General features: G+C 60.8%; 22 protein-coding genes. 4 read left to right on the forward strand and 18 right to left on the reverse strand.

The features are described 5' to 3' along the window. Positions 1-27: 27 nt before the first annotated feature. From modC to PSH73_RS11345, 8 genes are all read right to left on the reverse strand, one after another. Entirely contained in the window at positions 28-1107 is a 1080-nt protein-coding gene (gene modC / locus PSH73_RS11310) for a molybdenum ABC transporter ATP-binding protein (protein ID WP_128593753.1), read from the reverse strand. 5 nt (positions 1108-1112) lie between these two features. After that, positions 1113-1793, reverse strand: coding sequence for a molybdate ABC transporter permease subunit (gene modB, locus PSH73_RS11315; RefSeq protein ID WP_057440041.1), 681 nt, complete (start codon positions 1791-1793; stop codon positions 1113-1115). Next, the gene (modA, locus tag PSH73_RS11320) at positions 1794-2546 is read right to left on the reverse strand and encodes a molybdate ABC transporter substrate-binding protein (RefSeq protein WP_169990248.1); all 753 of its coding nucleotides are present in this window, start codon (positions 2544-2546) and stop codon (positions 1794-1796) included. A 110-nt stretch (positions 2547-2656) separates the two neighbouring features. Continuing rightward, entirely contained in the window at positions 2657-3721 is a 1065-nt protein-coding gene (locus tag PSH73_RS11325; RefSeq protein ID WP_057959598.1) for a nitronate monooxygenase family protein, read from the reverse strand. Positions 3722-3804: 83 nt separating this feature from the next. After that, positions 3805-4881, reverse strand: coding sequence for a bifunctional DNA-binding transcriptional regulator/O6-methylguanine-DNA methyltransferase Ada (gene ada / locus PSH73_RS11330; protein WP_057959599.1), 1077 nt, complete (start codon positions 4879-4881; stop codon positions 3805-3807). 87 nt (positions 4882-4968) lie between these two features. After that, positions 4969-5637, reverse strand: coding sequence for a DNA oxidative demethylase AlkB (gene alkB / locus PSH73_RS11335; protein WP_057440045.1), 669 nt, complete (start codon positions 5635-5637; stop codon positions 4969-4971). A 31-nt stretch (positions 5638-5668) separates the two neighbouring features. Further along, positions 5669-5836 carry a hypothetical protein gene (locus PSH73_RS11340; protein WP_162947682.1) on the reverse strand — a complete coding sequence of 56 codons (168 nt, stop codon included), beginning with the start codon at positions 5834-5836 and terminating at the stop codon, positions 5669-5671. A gap of 29 nt (positions 5837-5865) precedes the next feature. Beyond that, on the reverse strand, positions 5866-6168 hold the full coding sequence (locus tag PSH73_RS11345; protein ID WP_003173824.1) for a DUF1883 domain-containing protein: 303 nt from the start codon (positions 6166-6168) through the stop codon (positions 5866-5868). A 214-nt stretch (positions 6169-6382) separates the two neighbouring features. Between PSH73_RS11345 and PSH73_RS11350 the strand changes: the two genes are divergently transcribed. The 4 genes from PSH73_RS11350 to PSH73_RS11365 all read left to right on the forward strand — a co-directional run bounded on the left by PSH73_RS11350 (position 6383) and on the right by PSH73_RS11365 (position 8790). Then, positions 6383-6733 (forward strand): hypothetical protein, encoded by a 351-nt coding sequence (locus tag PSH73_RS11350; protein WP_057440046.1) that lies wholly within the window; start codon positions 6383-6385, stop codon positions 6731-6733. Between the two features lie 182 nt (positions 6734-6915). Continuing rightward, positions 6916-7566: a cytochrome c gene (locus PSH73_RS11355; protein ID WP_057959601.1), complete on the forward strand. Its 651-nt coding sequence runs from the start codon at positions 6916-6918 to the stop codon at positions 7564-7566. Next, a complete protein-coding gene (locus tag PSH73_RS11360; protein WP_305462503.1) occupies positions 7563-8486 on the forward strand; it encodes a c-type cytochrome in 924 nt (307 codons plus the stop codon). The genes PSH73_RS11355 and PSH73_RS11360 overlap by 4 nt, the downstream gene beginning before the upstream one ends. 73 nt (positions 8487-8559) lie before the next feature. Continuing rightward, on the forward strand, positions 8560-8790 hold the full coding sequence (locus tag PSH73_RS11365; RefSeq protein ID WP_282405541.1) for a hypothetical protein: 231 nt from the start codon (positions 8560-8562) through the stop codon (positions 8788-8790). 9 nt (positions 8791-8799) lie between these two features. On the opposite strand, the gene PSH73_RS11370 is transcribed toward PSH73_RS11365, so the two are convergent. The 10 genes from PSH73_RS11370 to PSH73_RS11415 form a co-directional block, all read right to left on the reverse strand. After that, positions 8800-9081 carry a hypothetical protein gene (locus tag PSH73_RS11370; protein WP_128593749.1) on the reverse strand — a complete coding sequence of 94 codons (282 nt, stop codon included), beginning with the start codon at positions 9079-9081 and terminating at the stop codon, positions 8800-8802. A 155-nt stretch (positions 9082-9236) separates the two neighbouring features. Beyond that, entirely contained in the window at positions 9237-10190 is a 954-nt protein-coding gene (locus PSH73_RS11375) for a fimbrial protein (RefSeq protein WP_057959603.1), read from the reverse strand. A 112-nt stretch (positions 10191-10302) separates the two neighbouring features. Beyond that, positions 10303-10851 carry a fimbrial protein gene (locus tag PSH73_RS11380; RefSeq protein ID WP_057959604.1) on the reverse strand — a complete coding sequence of 183 codons (549 nt, stop codon included), beginning with the start codon at positions 10849-10851 and terminating at the stop codon, positions 10303-10305. An 11-nt stretch (positions 10852-10862) separates the two neighbouring features. Beyond that, positions 10863-11342: a fimbrial protein gene (locus PSH73_RS11385; protein WP_057959605.1), complete on the reverse strand. Its 480-nt coding sequence runs from the start codon at positions 11340-11342 to the stop codon at positions 10863-10865. A 13-nt stretch (positions 11343-11355) separates the two neighbouring features. After that, positions 11356-11847 (reverse strand): fimbrial protein, encoded by a 492-nt coding sequence (locus PSH73_RS11390; protein ID WP_120732888.1) that lies wholly within the window; start codon positions 11845-11847, stop codon positions 11356-11358. Between the two features lie 10 nt (positions 11848-11857). Beyond that, positions 11858-12439: a fimbrial protein gene (locus PSH73_RS11395; protein WP_057959607.1), complete on the reverse strand. Its 582-nt coding sequence runs from the start codon at positions 12437-12439 to the stop codon at positions 11858-11860. Between the two features lie 25 nt (positions 12440-12464). Further along, the gene (locus PSH73_RS11400; protein WP_169990253.1) at positions 12465-13223 is read right to left on the reverse strand and encodes a fimbria/pilus periplasmic chaperone; all 759 of its coding nucleotides are present in this window, start codon (positions 13221-13223) and stop codon (positions 12465-12467) included. Further along, positions 13220-15829 carry an outer membrane usher protein gene (locus PSH73_RS11405; protein ID WP_152987941.1) on the reverse strand — a complete coding sequence of 870 codons (2610 nt, stop codon included), beginning with the start codon at positions 15827-15829 and terminating at the stop codon, positions 13220-13222. Before PSH73_RS11405 ends, PSH73_RS11400 begins: the two co-directional genes overlap by 4 nt. A 21-nt stretch (positions 15830-15850) precedes the next feature. Further along, positions 15851-16411, reverse strand: coding sequence for a fimbrial protein (locus tag PSH73_RS11410; RefSeq protein ID WP_057959610.1), 561 nt, complete (start codon positions 16409-16411; stop codon positions 15851-15853). A gap of 50 nt (positions 16412-16461) precedes the next feature. Further along, positions 16462-16983: a fimbrial protein gene (locus PSH73_RS11415; protein ID WP_057959611.1), complete on the reverse strand. Its 522-nt coding sequence runs from the start codon at positions 16981-16983 to the stop codon at positions 16462-16464. Between the last annotated feature and the right edge of the window lie 160 nt (positions 16984-17143).

Here is a 17143-nt window from a genome sequence, read left to right on the forward strand (position 1 = left end):
GATTGACCGCAGCGTTGCGCCGTCCGTTCAAGCCAGTACCGCGACCGCCTTGATCTGTGCCCACAGTGCCTGCCCTGGATGCACGTGCAACTGGTCCCGCGAGTAACGGGTGATCCGCGCCAGCAACGGCGTGCCCGCAGCATCCAGCCGCACCAGCACATGGGCACTGTTATCGGCAGGGATCTCCTGGATCACGGTCACGGGCAAGCAGTTGAGAATACTGCTGTGCTCCCCGGGTTGCAGGCTGAGGCTGACATCCCGGGCGCGAACCTTGAACCGCAAGTGTTTGCCCGGCGCCAGCGGTGTATGGGCCACGCGCATTTGCAATGGGCTGTCGGGCAATTGCAGGGTCAGCAACTGGTAGTGGGCGTCGTGGCTGCTGACCGTGCCGTTGATCACCACGCCGGCATCGTCGCCCAGGGCCAGCGGCAGGTCGAGCCGCGCCAGGGTTTCGCCAATCGGGCCGCTGGCCAGGGCCTTGCCCTCGCTGAGCAGGACAATGTGATCGGCCAGGCGCGCCACCTCATCCTGGGCATGGCTGACGTACAGCACCGGGATTTCCAGTTGGTCGTGCAGGCGCTCCAGATAGGGCAGGATCTCGCCTTTGCGCTGGCTGTCGAGGGCGGCCAGGGGTTCGTCCATCAGTAGCAATTGCGGGCTGGTGAGCAGGGCGCGGGCGATGCCGACGCGCTGGCGCTCACCGCCGGACAAATGCTCGGGATGGCGATCCAGCAGGTGGCCAATGCCCAGCAGTTGCGTGGCCTGGGCCATGTCCACACGGCGTTGGGCCTTGGGGATACGCTTGAGGCCGAACTCCAGGTTGGCCAGCACCGACAGGTGGGGAAACAGGCTGGCCTCCTGGAATACATAACCGAGGGCACGTTTGTGCGGCGGTACAAACACCCCGTTACGGCTGTCTTGCCAGACCTGCTCGTTGATTTGCACAAACCCATCACCGGCCCGCTCCAACCCGGCAATGCAGCGCAGGCAGGTGGTCTTGCCCGAGCCGGAGTGCCCGTAGAGTGCGGTGACGCCCCGCCCCGGCAGCTTCAGGTCCACGTCCAGGGCAAACCCGGAATACTGCAGTTGCAGGCGCACTTCGATCATCGACATCAGCTCCAGCCCGCTTTGGTTTTACGGCTGGAGTAGAGCGCCAGCAACACCAGGAAAGAAAACACCACCATGGCCCCGGCCAGCCAGTGGGCTTGGGCGTATTCCATGGCTTCGACGTGATCGTAGATCTGCACCGAGACCACCCGGGTCTTGTCGGGAATATTGCCGCCGATCATCAGCACCACGCCAAACTCACCCACGGTATGGGCAAAACCGAGGATTGACGCGGTGATAAAACCGGGCCGGGCCAGGGGCAGGATCACCGTGAAAAATGTATCCCAGGGGTTGGCCCGCAAGGTGGCGGCGACTTCCAGGGGGCGACTGCCGATGGCCGAGAACGCGTTCTGCAACGGTTGCACCACAAACGGCATGGAATAGATCACCGAGCCAATCACCAGGCCGGCGAAGCTGAAGGTCAGGGTGCCCAGGCCCAGCCATTGGGTGAACTGCCCGAGGTAGCCATGGGGGCCCATGGTCAGCAGCAGGTAGAAGCCAATCACCGTGGGCGGCAGCACCAGCGGCAGGGCCACGATCGCGCCGATGGGGCCGCGCCACCAGGAGCGGGTGCGCGATAGCCACAGGGCAATCGGAGTGCCGATGACCAGCAGAATCACGGTGGTCAGCGACGCCAGTTTCAGGGTCAACCAGATCGCAGAAAAATCGGCACTCGATAGGGGCATTTACAGTTGATAACCGTAGGATTTGATAATCGCGGCAGCTTTTGGCCCCTTGAGGTAGTCAACCAGCGCCTTGGCGGCCGGGTTGTCCTTGCCTTTATTGAGGATCACCGCGTCCTGTTTGATCGGGTCATGCATCTGGCCAGGAACGATCCACGCCGAGCCGCTGCTGACTTTGCCGTCTTTATAGATCTGCGACAAGGCGACAAAGCCCAACTCGGCATTGCCGGTGGACACAAACTGATAGGCCTGGGTGATGTTCTGGCCTTCGACCAGCTTGCTCTTGACCTGGTCGGTCAGGCCCAGCTTGGCCAGCACCTGGGTGGCTGCGAGGCCGTAGGGGGCGGCTTTCGGGTTGGCGATGGACAGGTGCTGGTATTGGTTTTTCTGCAGCACATCGCCCTTGGCATCCACATAACCTTCCTTGGCCGACCACAGCGCCAGGGTGCCGACGGCATAGGTGAAGCGCGAGCCCTTGACGGTGTCGCCTTCGCTCTCGAGCTTTTGCGGGGTGCTGTCGTCGGCACTGAGGAATACCTCAAACGGCGCGCCGTTCTTGATCTGGGCGTAGAACTGCCCGGTAGCCCCGTAGGCGGCGACCAGGGTGTGCCCGGTGTCTTGTTTGAAGTCGGCGGCGATGGCCTGTATAGGGGCGGTGAAGTTGGCGGCGACGGCTACCTGGACTTCATCGGCGTGGGCCGAGCCCAGGGTGAAGAGGGCAAGCAGGGTGGCCAGGCCTGGGGCGCGAATCATCATGCAGCAGCTCCTTGGGGTGCCGACGTGGCGGCTTGTTATAGGTAATCGCTATGTATGGGAATATATAGCGCTTCGCCATCGTCGGTACAGTGCAAAGTTGTCTCAGGGGCTCAGCGCTTATTAAGTTGCGCCAGGGCCTGCCGGGCCAGGTTCAGCGTCAGCTCGCGGGTCGACAGGTCCTGCCCCAGGCGCAGCGCCTGGCCGGCCCACAGGCTACTGAAGTCGGCTTCATCCAGGGCGCGCAAAGGCATCAAGGCACCGCCGGCCAATGGAAACGCCGGCGCCGCTGGGTTGATTGGCCCCAGTTCGCGCATCACCCGATTGACGATCCCCCGCGCCGGGCGCCCGGTGAACAGGTTGGTCAGGGCCGTTTCGCTGGCCTGGGCGCTGTGCAATGCCTGATGGTGGGCGGGGGTGATAGTGGCTTCGGGCGTGAACAGATAGGCCGTGCCGATCTGCACCGCCGAGGCGCCGAGGGCGAACGCGGCAACCATGCCCCGTGCATCGCCAATCCCACCGGCAGCGATCACCGGCACACTGACCGCATCGACGATCTGCGGCACCAGGGCCATTGTGCCAATCTGGCTGGTGAGGCGATCGCTGAGAAACATCCCGCGATGCCCACCGGCTTCATAGCCCATGGCAATGATTGCATCGCAACCGTGCCGCTCCAGCCAGATCGCTTCTTCGACGGTGGTGGCCGATGACAGCACTTTTGCCCCGGTGGCCTTGACCCGGTCCAGCAGGGCTTTTTCCGGCAGGCCGAAGTGGAAACTGACTACCTCGGGGCGGAACTCTTCCACCACTTCGCAACTGGCAGTGTCGAACGGAGCGCGGTTGGAGACCGGGGTCGGTGCGTCAAAATCGGCCCCCAGTTCACGGTAGTAGGGCTCCAGCATCGCCTTCCACTGGCGGTCACGTTCGGGGGCAGGGGCTGGTGGCTGATGGCAGAAGAAATTGACGTTCAACGGTCGGGCACTGGCCTGGCGAATGGTGCTCAGCGCCTGGCGCAGTTGCTCGAGACTCAAGGTGGCCGCCGGCATTGAGCCGAGGGCGCCGGCCTGGCTTGCGGCAATCACCATCTGCGGGCTGGTGCTGCCGGCCATGGGGGCCTGGATGATCGGCAGGTCAATGCCCAAGAGGTCAATAATCCGCGTATCTGGCCAGGTGCTCATGGTTCGCTTCTCCAGTGGTGGAACGCCCGGGGAGGGCTGCCCGGCATTTTTAACAGGGGCGGCCAGGGCAAGGCCAGTCTGTATTATTCACTGGACGCAGGCGCCTGTTCATGCACGGTGCGGCGTTCGCGCTGGAGCAATTGCTGCTTGCGCTCCACCCCCCAGCGGTAGCCCGAAAGATGACCATCGCTGCGTACCACGCGGTGACAGGGAATCGCCACGGCCAGGCGATTGGCGCCGCACGCCTGGGCCACGGCGCGAAAGGCGCTGGGCGCGCCGATGCGTTGGGCAATCTCGGCATAGCTGGCCGTGCTGCCTAACGGAATGTCGCGCAGGGCCTGCCAGACACGCTCCTGGAACGCGGTGCCGCGCAGGTCCAGGGGCAGGTTCAGGCCCAGGGCAGGTGCTTCGATAAAACCCACCACCTGGGCGATCAACTGTTCAAAACCGGGGTCGGCGCCGATTAGATTGGCCTGCGGGAATTGGTCCTGCAGGTCGCGCGCCAGTTGGTCCGGGTCGTCGCCCAGGAGGATCGCGCAGACCCCGCGATTGCTTTGCGCCACCAGAATCGCCCCCAGGGAGCACTCGCCGATGGCAAAGTGGATATCGTTATGGATGCCGCCGGCCTTGTAGTCGCTGGGTGTCATGCCGAGCAACTGGTCGGCAGACGCATAGAAGCGGCTGTTGGAGTTGAAGCCTGCGTCGTACAGCGCGTCGGTCACCGACTGGTTGTCCTGCAGGTGAGCCCTGACCTTGCGTGAACGATGGGCCCGCGCATAGCCCCGTGGCGTCAGCCCGGTCAGGGTCTTGAATACCCGGTGGAAGTGGAAGGGGCTCAGGCCGGCGCCGTTGGCCAGGTCTTCCAGGGCCGGCAGGGTCTCGGCCTGTTCGATATGGCGGCAAGCGGCGGCGACCAGGTGCGCATGGCGTTGCGCGACCTGGGTCTGATCGGCCGAGGTGCGTTTATTGGGGCGGTACCCGGCGGCTTCGGCTTGCTGCGGGGTGTCGAAGAACTCGACGTTCTTGCGCAGCGGCTGGCGTGCGCTGCTGCTGGGACGGCAATACACCCCGGTGGTCTTGACCCCATAGACGAAGGTCAGGTCGGCGGTAGCGTCACGGGCAACAATGGCCGCCCAGCGCAGATCATCTTCAGTGCTCATGGCAGTAGCTCGGCAATGGATCAGTGGCCAGGATAATCACCGGGGAGGGGCCGCACACTCCGTTGCTTGTGGTTGAATTCACCGGGGTCAGCCGGCCGTGCGAAACGTCAGGTTGATCCGTTGTGGCCCCATGCGCGGGTGCGCGCCTTCCTTGATCGGCAGCACCCCATGAAAACGCAGGCGGTCAACGCCGCCCCAGACCGCCACGTCACCATGGAACAGTGAGATCTTCTGCGTCTTGTCACTGCGTTGATGGCCGCCAAACAGAAACACCGCCGGCAGGCCCAGGGACAGCGAGACCACTGGCGCGTTGTAGTCGCGCTCGTTCTTGTCCTGGTGCAGGGACATCCTCGCACCCGGCACATAGCGGTTGATCAGGCAGGCGTCCGGCGCAAAACCGTCGAAGCCCGCTGCGCTAGCCGCGTTGATCGCCAGTTCGCGCAACACCGCCGGCATGCTCGGCCAGGGCTGCTGGCGCTCGGGGTCGAGGGGGCTGTAGCGATAGCCCTGGGGGCTGGTGGTCCAGCCCAGTGCGCCGCAACTGCTCAGGGCCGCCGACATGGTAAAACCACCGGGGGTGACCATATGCCGGAACGGGGACTGGACCAGGACGGCACGCAGCTCGGGCAAGACACGTTCAAGCCAGGGCAGGGCATAGCCCCTGAGGACGTAGGATTGTTCGCCGATTTGCTCGCGACGGGCCGGTTGCTGCAAGGCCTCGTCGCTGAACAGGTCGCCGGTGGAATGAGGGTCCATGTTGCACAATCACTCCGCTGCTGGGGATGGTTTACAGGGCCTTGCTCACGGTGATCTCAGTGATTTCGTCACTGGCATCGTGGATTTTCGCCAAGGCCGCCTGGGCCTCTTCGGTGCTGGCCGACTGCAGTTGGGCAAATTCAAAACGGCGTTCGCCGTTGAGCTTGTACTTGATGACGTATTTGGTGGTCTGGTTCACGGGCATTCCTGTGGTGTAAGGCAGCGCAATCAGCTGAGTTTGGTGCTGGTGCGGCGAACAATGCGGATTTTATGGGACAAGGCCGGCTTGCGGGTAACGCTGATGGCACGGCGTGTCACCACATCCAGGGTGATGTTCCAGAACCCGGTGCTTGGCGCGGTGATCTTGGCCGGGAATTTGTCGAACGCGCCACCGTGATACGTGTGGCGACCACCATTTTTGAAGCTGCGGAAATTCGCATCGCTCATCAGGCGGATATTGCAGGTCTGCGAGCATTCAATGACGACAATGTCCCCTTCGTTCAAGTGTTCGCGCTGGTGGATGAATTTCATGGGGGGGTGTCTCCAGAAGGGCTTTTTCTGAAAAATCAGAACGATACGTGGGTTAAGATGGAGTTTATCAGCCCCAGCACGTTTATTATCGGGTCGTCGTCGGCGTCTTCGACAATTTAAAACAGTTATTTACCGATATATCAGGGATAAATCCTACGTTGGCGGGAGAAAAATACCATCTTCGCTGTCGTAGGGTCTTTATCGGAGGTTTTGTATGAAGTGGAGTGTATTGGTTCTGGCCCTGGCAATAGGTGGATGTGCTTCGGTTTCAGACATCAAGCAGACACCGCCAACCCTGGCGGTTATCTCCGGGAAAAAACCGCAGGAATACGCGGCGTGTGTGGTGCAGAAACTGTCGGCGACCCGTCGCCCGTCGCAGATCGAGCCGCTCAAGGAAGGTGTGCGGGTAATTGTGCCGCAGAAATTTTCGGCTGACCCGTCGGCCATTTTCGAGATTGAAGACCGCTCCAGCGGTAGCAGCATCAAGCTCTACGAGAGCATGTCCAATGTGCCGATTCGTCCGGGTGATGTGAAGAAAGCTGCGGAAGACTGCATTTCCGGCTGAGTCCACCTCACCGCTCATACGCGATCAACTCCGATCAAGAAGCCTGGCCTGCGCTTGCAGTGCCGGGCTTTTTATTGCCTGAAATTTCTTACCCAGCGGTTGTGACTGTCAGCCCATTACCCTACCATTTGTAGGCTTATGCATTGTAGGTCTAAGCATATAACTATAAAAATGGAGTCGTGATGATGTCTGTGGAGAGAGTGTTGATGGGTGGCGCCCTGCTGCTCATGCTCGGCAGCGCGCAGGCGCTGGAGGGCAAAAAGGTGTTCAATGAAGGTGGCGCGCAGCCTGGCGCGGCGGCTTGCATGGCGTGCCATGGCGCCGATGGCCTGGGGCTGGCGGCTGCGGGGTTTCCGCGGCTGGCGGGGTTGCCGGAGGCTTACCTGAGCAAACAACTGCATGACTTCCAGAGTGGTGCGCGCAGCAACCCGGTGATGACGTCGCTGGCCAAGGCGCTTACCGATGAAGAAATCGCCGCAGTGACCCAGACGCTGGCGGCGATGCCGGCGCCGGCCGTGCAAACCGGCCATCGCAGCATGGCCCCGACCAATCCCACCGAAAAACTGGCACTGCAGGGGGCCTGGGAGCGGCAGATTCCTGCGTGCGTCAGTTGCCATGGCCCTGCAGGTGTCGGCGTGGGCGAGGCGTTCCCGCCGCTGTCCGGGCAATCTGCCGCCTACCTGGCCGCCCAGCTCAATGCCTGGCGCAGTGGCACCCGGCACAATGATCCCAATGACCTGATGGGCCATGTGGCCAAATCCCTCACGGATGACGAAGTGCAGGGGATTGCCGGTTATTTCGCCTCCTTGCCTGGCCAGGAGGTCAAGCCATGAAGAACCTGTCATTTGCACCCGTGCTGGTCGCGTTGATCAGTGTGCCGGCGTTGGCCGCACCGATAGCCATGGAAGATCAGTCGCAACTGCAGGTGCCGGCTGCGGTGTCTGCCACCACGGCGTTCCAGCCACCTCAGGCAAGCGAGTTGCCCGACAATGCCTACGGCAAGTTGGTGATGCAGGGTTATGCGTTGTTCGTCGACACCAAGCGCCTGGCGCCGCAGTATGTCGGCAACGGTCTCAATTGCAGCAACTGCCACCTGGATCAGGGGCGCCTGGCCAACTCCTCGCCGCTGTGGGGGGCTTACCCGATGTACCCGGCCTATCGAAAAAAGAATGACAAGGTCAACTCCTTCGCCGAACGCCTGCAGGGTTGCTTCCAGTTCAGCATGGACGGCGGCACGCCACCGGCAGCCGACAGCCCTGAGATTGCCGCGCTGTCGACCTACGCTTACTGGCTGGCGAGCAAGGCGCCGCTGGGCGTGGAGTTGCCTGGGCGTGGTTACCCTGATGTGCCACAACCGGCCAAAGGCTACAACCTGGCGCAAGGGGCCGAGGTGTACAAGGCACAGTGTGCGGTGTGCCATGGCGGCGAGGGGCAGGGGCAGAAGGTCGGTGATAGCTACGTGATGCCACCGTTGTGGGGCAAGGACTCCTATAACTGGGGCGCCGGTATGCACCGGATCAACACGGCGGCCTCCTTTATCAAGCACAACATGCCGCTGGGCAAGGGCGGTAGCTTGAGCGACCAGCAGGCCTGGGACGTGGCGGCCTACGTCAACCGCCATGAGCGCCCCCAGGATCCGCGCCTGGTGGACGGCTCGGTGGAGAAGACCCGCGTCAAGTTCCACGCCAATGATGGCGTGAATCTGTACGGGCAAACGGTTGATGGCGTACTGATTGGCCAAGGCATCCGTTAAACTATCGGCCGACCACAAAAAATGCCGCTCAAACCCCGGGGTTTGAGCGGCATTGTCATTCTGGAAAGCAATTATGAAACGTGAACGCGTCAGAGAGCGGCATGCAGAGGGTAACATCTCTGCGACCCATGTGATTCAAAATCCGGCCAATTCGGGGGAGTGGATTGTATTTTTCAAGAAAAGCGGCGGGCGCAGCTTTTTCCTGGTGGATGACCAGGACGAGGTCGAATCCTTTGCGACACTGGATGACCTGATCGACACCATTCGTAGCCTGGGCATCAAGTTCGCCGAGATTCACATGTAACCGCCCCGGTTACTTGCAGACCACCACCACACTGCGGTCCTTGAAATTGCCCACGTCCACGCCCAGGGTCTTGTCGCTGTCCTGCAAGGCCGGCGTGCCTTCGGTACCGACGATGCGGTAACCGGTGCCTGCGCAGGATGCATCGGCTTTTTCATAGCAACTGGCCCAAGAGTTGGCCTCGCCCGAGCAGTCGATGGTCAGGCCTTGTTCGCCATTTTTCAGATAGATATCAGATGTGGTGGTGCAGCCGGCAAGCGCCAGTACCGAGATCAGTGCCAGGATTTTGTTCATGAGTTGGGTCGTCGTCGAGGGTGTTGGAGGGGCGCTGACACTGTCGTGGGGCGTTGGCGCGAGAGTATAGCGAACTGCCACTTAATGCGCAGTCTCAGAAACAAAGTCTGTGACTGCGCCCCCGCGATGTGTCCAGCCCTGGCCTTCTGCGTGTGTCATGGCACACCCATCACGAGTACACCGCTGCCGCTGACGGGGCCTGGGGTGGGCAGGGAGCCGGCTCGCCGGACGAGGGTAAACGTCACATCGTCGCCTCCCACGCTATTGGTAATACTGGACAGGAAGGCGCCGCCGACCTGGACGGCCGTTGCGCTCCTTACGAGTGCCGTGCCGACATCCGGGTTGCTCATCAGCAGTAGCCTGGAGTCGAACGATGACGGCGTACCTTTGTAGGTAATGGTGATCGGCGTGGTGATCCCCGGGTCCGGGCACGCGTAGGTGAGTCGGCGGTCACGGCGAACGGTGGTTGTCAGCGGGTCGGTGCCGATTGCCCTTTGGTGTACATCGCCGAAGTCGATCTCGATCGGGTTGTTATTGTTGATCGTGCAGGTTGACGGGGAAATGGTGAAGTCGTTGGCGGCGGTATAAGTGACCGTGAGTTGCGGTCGGGTGCCGTCGAAATTGTTCGAGCTGGTGAGGCGCAACAGGCCGAGGGTGTCTCCTGTGCGCACATCAATCGGATTGGAGGGATCGTTACGCACCAGAATATAGGGGGTGATATTGATCGGGTAGCCGATCCCGTTGTTGGGCATGGTGGCCACGCGGATACCCGCCGGAACCGGCGTATCGAGGAAGCTGCCATTGATGCGCAAACCGCTCCTTTCCCGGGTGAATTTGGGGCCGGACGTCCAGGGCGTTCCCGAGGCATTCCCGGTTGCCCAGTAATCCTCTCCCCAAACGGGGCCTGCGCCGGCGGTAAACCGACATTCGAGCCGGGCGCCCTCCATCAGAATCCTCACGCGATCTGTATCGAGCCGTACGTCTACGGGAACGGTCAGGTGGGTCACCCGCGCCCACTCCCCACCATTGATCCGACAATCGACAGCCAGCGCGGCCGAACTAACGCTAATCAGCAGGAGAAGCACCATGGCTTCATATAGTCGTTTCATCTTGATCTCTCGTTGCTTCTCTACGCAGGCGCTGTCCAGCGAACAATCAGTCGCTGTAAACCTGGTTGGCCTGAAAGCCTATGGGTATCAATCGGTTTTTTGAGCCTACGAATTACGGGTAGTCCAGGGTAAAAGTAGAGGTCGCGGTGTAGGCGCCATGGCCAATGCTCTGGTCCCTGATGGCATTCGGCTCACCCTGGACATAGGCTTTGAGCTCAATAACGTTGCTGCCATTACGCAACACCTGTTCGTCGCTGACTGTATTCAGCGGCAATGGCTTTTGGCTCGGTGTCTCGATACCGACGCCAATGCCTGAGGCACCGCTCCCTGCGTCCAGCGCGAGCAATCCGGGCAGCGCCGGGTTTTCCCTGCCGCCGAACGTGATGGTGACCGTGTTGCTGATTGTGGTGTTGCAATCTTCCAGGTGCAGCTTGAAACCCCGACCCTGGGAGCGGGTGTTGATGTAGAGATGCTTGCTGGTCAGGTCCCAGAGCTCCAATGTGATGGCCTCGTCGCCTGGACGGATAGTGCAGGCCTCTTCCACCAGGTTGCCCTTCAAGCGCAGGTTGTCCGCCGCTTGCCCCTCGGGGGGCAGGCCGGTGGTCAGCAGTAAGGCCAGCCCCGCACTTGGCCAGCCCTTATAAATCGTTTCGTGTCCCATGGACGGATCTCCTACTCGTATTCGGCCAGCAACGTTGCCACCGCCGTAAACTGTGCAGGGGACAGCGTGGTGCCTGGCTGTTTGACGGGAACAACCTCCAATGCCGGCGGTGACGACAGGCTGATGTCCAGCGGTGTGTTGAGTGGAAACGGCTGGTCATTCTGGAAAATCCGGATCCCCAGTGCAGGCACATTGGTTTGCAATGCGGCGCCGTCAAACCCTGTCGCCGTGCCCCTGATACTCAACTTAAGCTCCCACGGCAGCGTGGCGGGGGCACAATTGATGGTGTAGCCGAGCCCGCGACGGTACTTCACTCCGTCGACCCGCTTGACCCCGACATCCCCAAAATCGACTTCAATGCTATTGCCTGCGTTGATCGTGCAGGGCGGCGGCTCGTTCAGCGTGCCGCTGAATGTCAGGTTGGCCAGCGCATTGCTGCAAAGGCCGATGGAACACAAGGCGAGCAATGCTCGCTGCTGGCAACGGGTCATTGATCGCTCCTTTTCATTGGTACTCGATGACAAGGGTGGCGGCGGCATCAAACACCCCTCCTGTCAGACTGCTGCCCGCGCGTTTGACAGGCACGGCCTGCACGATCGGAAAGTTTGGATAGGTAAACCTCACAGCCGTATTCAGCGGCCAGTCGGCGTCATTCACGAACAGCTTTACCCCAAGGTCGGCCTTGCGGGTGCCGAGCACGCGACTGTCAAACGCCGCTCCGGTGCCCTTGAGTTCCAGGGTCATCGCGTTGCTGAAAGGCGAGTCGCATGTCACGGTGTAAGGCACGCTTCGACGATAATTGACCCCGTCAACCCGTGATGTCAGGAGGTTATTGCCAAACGGCACATCGAGCGTGCTCCCGCTGTTGATGACACACGGCGGCGGGGCGATGATTTGTGCCCGGATGATCAGATTGGTATCGGCCGACACTGCTTGGCCTGCCGCCCACACCAGGGCGCCGGTAAGAACGGCCTGCGCGCCGATTGACTTAGCCATTGTTTTGCCCTTAGTCATAATTGAGCCTGAAATCCACTACGGCGCGAAATGCCCCGCTGGTCAGTGGCGCAGAGGTGCGCGTAGGCTGAACATTCCAGGTCCGGGTACTGCTGCCCAATGCCAGAAACAGTGGTTCGCCCCTGGAGCCCAGCCGTACATCCCGCCCCACGTCATCGGTCAGCCGCAGGCCCATCCCGGTGATGCCTTGTACTTTGACCAGCCGCGGATCATCGTCATCGGCAGGGGCGACAAACGTCACCGACAGCACCGGTTGAAAGGCACTCCACGCCAGGTTCCCCGTACGTTCGCTACGGATGCTGCCGGCGGTGCGCTGGCAGTCGGTAAAATGCAGCTGGAATGCCACAGCTGTTGCCTGGTCGCCCGGCCGCTGCAATTGGCTGGTGGACACGGCGCCCAGGTCAATCGTCTGGTGCAGTGACGTCATCTCCAGGCTGCAAGGTGTCTCATGCATGGCCCCGTTAATGTTCAGCAGCCCATTCATGCCCTCGATATCATCCTCGGCGTGTGCGCCCCCCACCAAGGCAAAGGCCAGCAACAGGCCGCCCAAGACCTTCCCATTGTGCGACTTCATGATGTTCTCCCGCGGCAGGCGCTACTCATTTGGGCGGTGGGGTTTGTGAGCTGACCTTGCAGGTTTCACCACTGCAGGTGAAAGCCAGCAGTGGGCGACCACCGTAGTCGTTGACGTAGGAGAAGTAGGGTGTAGTACCGAGTGTGTCGGCCGATGGCCCCAGCGTCAGCGCGCCTTTGGGCGGTACCATCACCGGCTCGAAGCCCGGTACGGTTTTGCCGTCCCTGCTGCTGCGCGCATCCACCAGGGTCACGTAGTAAGGCGTTGGGTTATTCACCTGATAACTGGCGCCTATGCGGGTCAGGGTCAGCTTTTCCTGCCAGGGGGTGGATAGGTCTTGCTGGCTCGGCGCAATGGCCTGCGGCCGGTAGAACAGTTTGATTCGGGTCTGCAGGGCGATTTGCAGGGTATTGGATTTATCACTGCGCGGCGGGATCTCCCTCAAATTGAAGTAGTAGACCGTCTCGCGATCCTGCGGCAGCATTTTTGCCGCCGGCAATGCCTGGACTTTCACCTGGCTCTGTTTCCCCGGCTCCAAGCGCTGAACCGGGGGTAACACGATCAGGGGAGTGGTGATTTTCGTGCCCGCTTCATCCTCGATCCAGCCTTGGGCCAAATACGGCAATTGGGTGTTGTTATTGGTGATGTTCACGCTGGTGGCCTGTTTGCCACCATCGAAAATCACTCGGGTGCGGTCCAGGCCGATCGCGGCATTTACACTCGGGCTCAAGCCCAGTGCCAGCAGGGCGAAGGCCGGAAGAGGGAGGCGCGTCTTGAGCGTCATGAGGATGTGTTCTCCGTATCGGTAGGCTGCCCGCTCAGTACCGGCGGCACGGGCAAGGATTGATCAGTAGCGGTCTTGCGGCAGCTCAATTGCAGGGCATCGGTCAAGCCATCAGCAGGCAAAACGACAGGGAGCGTGAGGATGCACTGCTCGGCACCTCCCCAACTGACGGCCATCTGCCCGCCGGCCTGTATGCCGCTCAGATAGACATGGCCGTCGTCATTCACAATCCCGGTATCCTGCTGTTTCATGTTCTTGACCTGCGCGCCGAACGGCGGTGAGTTGCCATCCTCCAGGCGAAGAACCGCCATGGCTTTCTCGCCGGCAATCACGTCCAGTGAGCGGTAGCCGATAGCCCCTTCGGTCAGTGTCAGTTGCGTCACCGATTGAGTGGCTTCGACATTGTTCGGCAGGCTCTCCAGGTCGACGCTGGCCGCCGTACGCTGATAGCTGCTGATATCCGAGATAACCGCCTTGCCAAAGGCATTGCTGCGGCTTGGGCTGCCGTAACCCCGCACAGGCACATCAGGTACGCCGCCGGTGTCGACCATCAGGCGGGTTCCGCCCGTGCTGTTGGTCCGGTGCAGCGCAGCGCCGTGAGACGTAAGCGTGCCACCGCCGCGCGCAGACACGCCGAGGCTGCTGTTACCGGATTGTTGGCTGGCGCTGAGGTCGATATCGGCCTGATCGCCCATGTGGGTCAGATAGCCGCTGGCAGAGCTATCGCTTGCACGGAGTTGGTAGCTATTGCGCGCATCAAGGCGATCACTGAAGCGCGACGAAAAACTGTTATCGCCCGCGGCCCGGTAGGCATCCAGCGACAGCGTGCCGGTGCGCCCCAGCGGCAGGCTGACCGTTAGCGCCGCACCGTTATCCTTGTAGCTGTATTCCAGGGTGCGATAGATGTTCAGGGACAGGCTCATGTTTTTCACGGTGCCCACATTGAAATAACGTGACACGGACATGTTCCAGCGCTGCGTGTGTGGCCGGTCCCAATAGGTTTGTTTGTTGTAACTGGCGTAGACCGTGGCCCCAAGGTCGCGAAACTGCTTATTCACCGTGGCCGTATAAAGGGCCTTGCTCCCGCCGATAGGCTTCCAGTCATCAATGCGTTCACCGTCCTCGTTGTACCCCCCGCGCCCGCCGAGTTCGCCATTCAAACCGTAATGCCGAGCGTTGAGGTATTCACTCATGCTCAGGAAGCCCTTCTCGGAAAACCGGTAGCCGGCGAAGGTTATCTGGCTGTCGTACTGCTCAAAGTGCTTGGAGTATTGGAGGCGGTAGGATTTACCCGCGAGCCGCTCATTCCAGACGGTTGCCTGGGACTGGGTGACATCCAGCGACAGGGCCCCGAACGCGAGCAGGTCACGCCCAGCGCCGACGGACAGCGCATGGTAATTGTTATCCGTGATCCCGCCGCCAAACAGCGACCAGCCATTGCTGACCCCCCAGGAGAACTCGCCGGTCCCGAAAAAATCACCGTCACCGTTGTACTGGAGGTTGGACGGTCGTCCCGTTGCCAGCTTGTAGCGAACCTGGCCGGGGCGTGTCAGGTAGGGAACACCCGCCGTATCTAGCTGGAAGCTGTGGACCGAGCCGTCCTGTTCTTCCACCCGCACATCCAGCGAGCCGGACACGGCATCGTTAAGATCCTGAATGCGAAAGGGGCCTGCCGCGACCAGGGTTTCATACAGCACACGGCCTTGCTGGCTGACGACGACTTTTGCATTGGTTTTCGCCACTCCGACGACTTCCGGAGCGTAGCCACGCAAGTTGGGGGGCAGTTGGTTTTCATCCGAACTGAGTGCGGCGCCGGTAAAGCGGAAACTGTCGAACAGGTCCGAATACAGGTAGTTCTCTCCCACCACGAGGCGCGACTTCAGCGCAGGAATTGCGCGATAGGCGTAGTAGCGCGTCCAGTCCAGTTTCTGGTCCTTGGCTTCGCCCTCACGGCGTCTCTCGAAACGCCCCTGCCAGTCTGCCCTGAGGCGCCAGGCCCCGGCGTTCGCGCCGAGCGTTCCGTTCCCACTCAGGTTGTTGCGGTTGCCGCGATTGTTTTGATAGTTGGACTGCGCGGTGACGCTGTAATCCGCCAACAGCCCCGGCACACCTTCATCCCAGCGCGAGGGCGGGTCCCAATTGATGTCGCTGTATTCGAGATAAGCCTGGGGGAGGTTGATAGTCAGCGTCGAGGTGGCCAGATCCCCACTCACTTCCATGCCCGGCAGCCCTTGGATATCCAGGCACTGCCCGTTATTCCACCAGGTGAGTTTTGCCGCGCCGGACGCCTTGAGGCCAAGCTGCTCGACGAGATCTGGGGACAAACAGGCCTGGCTGCCCTTGGGATCATTATCGGGGGGATAGAACACCACCGACTGCTCAGCAATAGGCTGGGCATTGACCTGCACCACCATTGAGTAGGTGCCGGGCAGAATAAACCCGCTGCGCGCAAATCGGGACAAGTCAATATTGGTGCGATCATTCAGATCAAGAACATCCGTATTGAACTCGATATCCCCGCTGGCCATTGCAGTTCCAGCCAGTGACATCAACCCGCTAAATAGGCCTGGACGCAGCGAATATTTGACCTTCGACGTATTCAACATGAAAAAACGACTCATCAATGTTCAAAAATATTCCAGCTTGAACCGCACGGCGGCACCGTGAGCGCCAGGCATCAGCGGCAGCCCGTTGCCGACCAGGCGAAGCGTGTAGTGCAGTGTCATGTCGCCTTCTGCCAACGGCAGCAACGGCATCGGTTCACCCGGAATGCTCTCCTGGCCGGCCGCATCCCAAATGTGCAGGGCGACCCCCTGTGAACCACCAAAGGCAGCAAAGGAGCGACCGTCTCTATCGCGGGCACCGTCAAAGGTCACTTGCAGGTGCTGCCAATCCGGCAGGTTCACATCCGGGCGTGACGGGTCAGGGCGGGTCAAGGAGCAATTGACCAGGCGCAACTGGAAGGGGTGAGGTTCTCCTATCGCACTGCGCAGCAGCCGGCCTATGGGCTCGGGAGGCATCTCGATGGTTTGATCGGCACTGACCAGTTCCAGCCCGCAAGCGGAGTCAATGACTTCTCCTCCCAAGGTGACTAACCCCTCACCTTGCGCCGCCGCACTCGCGAAAACGCAGGGGCTGATGAGCACCGTCAATGAAGAGGCAATGGCGAAACTCAGGAATGTTTTCACCTGTATCTCCCGTCAGAGTCCCCCGCCACCCGAAGTGGCGGGGGCCGTACTTACTGATAGGCCAGGGTGAAATTGGTCACCGCACTGAAATCACCAGGCACGACCGTGCCGGTGGCGGCACCTTGTACATAGGCACCAAACTCCAGGGTGTTGTTACCGACGGCAATGGCTTGCGGGGTCGTTGCGACACCCAGCTCAATGGGCTGGCTGCCATGGGTCATCATGATGCCGATACCGCCCGCGCTACCCACTGTGCCCAACCCGCCCGGGACAACGCTTGAGGGCGCGCCCGTGAATGTAGTCGTCACCGTATTATCAGTCAGGCCTGCCAGGTCGCAGCCTTCAAGTTCAATCAGAACGCGCCTGGCTTCGGATTTCCCCCCTGTCTGCAATTGATGTTTGGCGATCGCGCCAAGATGAACGGTTTGATCTACGGAGTCAGGCTTAATGGAACAAGCACCCGAGTGGACCGATCCCTCGAATGTAACTGTCCCATCTGCCGCATGAGCGGCAGAGATCGCGCCAGCAAATAGTCCGATAGTTAGCAGTGCAGTTTTAAAATTATTTTTCATTTGCAGATACCTACAGAGTAAGTGTTATTGAGAAGTCCGGCCGCAACTGTGCGTAGGACCTATTAAAAAGCGGTTATGGAGAGTGCAGCTAAGTGTCCAGGTCTCAGTACTTTGGATTTCTCCTCTTCTTGAGGTATCAAAAGCTTGCGATTGAGTTCGC

This window comes from Pseudomonas sp. FP2294 (assembly GCF_030687625.1).
In the GTDB taxonomy this organism is placed as follows: Bacteria; Pseudomonadota; Gammaproteobacteria; order Pseudomonadales; family Pseudomonadaceae; genus Aquipseudomonas; species Aquipseudomonas shahriarae.

Excerpts from the sequence above, each read along its gene's own strand:
- modC (WP_128593753.1), bottom strand. The coding sequence starts at position 1,107 with ATGATCGAAGTGCGCCTGCAACTGCAGTATTCCGGGTTTGCCCTGGAC.
- modB (WP_057440041.1), bottom strand. The coding sequence starts at position 1,793 with ATGCCCCTATCGAGTGCCGATTTTTCTGCGATCTGGTTGACCCTGAAA.
- modA (WP_169990248.1), bottom strand. The coding sequence starts at position 2,546 with ATGATGATTCGCGCCCCAGGCCTGGCCACCCTGCTTGCCCTCTTCACC.
- PSH73_RS11325 (WP_057959598.1), bottom strand. The coding sequence starts at position 3,721 with ATGAGCACCTGGCCAGATACGCGGATTATTGACCTCTTGGGCATTGAC.
- ada (WP_057959599.1), bottom strand. The coding sequence starts at position 4,881 with ATGAGCACTGAAGATGATCTGCGCTGGGCGGCCATTGTTGCCCGTGAC.
- alkB (WP_057440045.1), bottom strand. The coding sequence starts at position 5,637 with ATGGACCCTCATTCCACCGGCGACCTGTTCAGCGACGAGGCCTTGCAG.
- PSH73_RS11345 (WP_003173824.1), bottom strand. The coding sequence starts at position 6,168 with ATGAAATTCATCCACCAGCGCGAACACTTGAACGAAGGGGACATTGTC.
- PSH73_RS11350 (WP_057440046.1), top strand. The coding sequence starts at position 6,383 with ATGAAGTGGAGTGTATTGGTTCTGGCCCTGGCAATAGGTGGATGTGCT.
- PSH73_RS11355 (WP_057959601.1), top strand. The coding sequence starts at position 6,916 with ATGATGTCTGTGGAGAGAGTGTTGATGGGTGGCGCCCTGCTGCTCATG.
- PSH73_RS11360 (WP_305462503.1), top strand. The coding sequence starts at position 7,563 with ATGAAGAACCTGTCATTTGCACCCGTGCTGGTCGCGTTGATCAGTGTG.
- PSH73_RS11365 (WP_282405541.1), top strand. The coding sequence starts at position 8,560 with ATGAAACGTGAACGCGTCAGAGAGCGGCATGCAGAGGGTAACATCTCT.
- PSH73_RS11370 (WP_128593749.1), bottom strand. The coding sequence starts at position 9,081 with ATGAACAAAATCCTGGCACTGATCTCGGTACTGGCGCTTGCCGGCTGC.
- PSH73_RS11375 (WP_057959603.1), bottom strand. The coding sequence starts at position 10,190 with ATGAAACGACTATATGAAGCCATGGTGCTTCTCCTGCTGATTAGCGTT.
- PSH73_RS11380 (WP_057959604.1), bottom strand. The coding sequence starts at position 10,851 with ATGGGACACGAAACGATTTATAAGGGCTGGCCAAGTGCGGGGCTGGCC.
- PSH73_RS11385 (WP_057959605.1), bottom strand. The coding sequence starts at position 11,342 with ATGACCCGTTGCCAGCAGCGAGCATTGCTCGCCTTGTGTTCCATCGGC.
- PSH73_RS11390 (WP_120732888.1), bottom strand. The coding sequence starts at position 11,847 with ATGGCTAAGTCAATCGGCGCGCAGGCCGTTCTTACCGGCGCCCTGGTG.
- PSH73_RS11395 (WP_057959607.1), bottom strand. The coding sequence starts at position 12,439 with ATGAAGTCGCACAATGGGAAGGTCTTGGGCGGCCTGTTGCTGGCCTTT.
- PSH73_RS11400 (WP_169990253.1), bottom strand. The coding sequence starts at position 13,223 with ATGACGCTCAAGACGCGCCTCCCTCTTCCGGCCTTCGCCCTGCTGGCA.
- PSH73_RS11405 (WP_152987941.1), bottom strand. The coding sequence starts at position 15,829 with ATGTTGAATACGTCGAAGGTCAAATATTCGCTGCGTCCAGGCCTATTT.
- PSH73_RS11415 (WP_057959611.1), bottom strand. The coding sequence starts at position 16,983 with ATGAAAAATAATTTTAAAACTGCACTGCTAACTATCGGACTATTTGCT.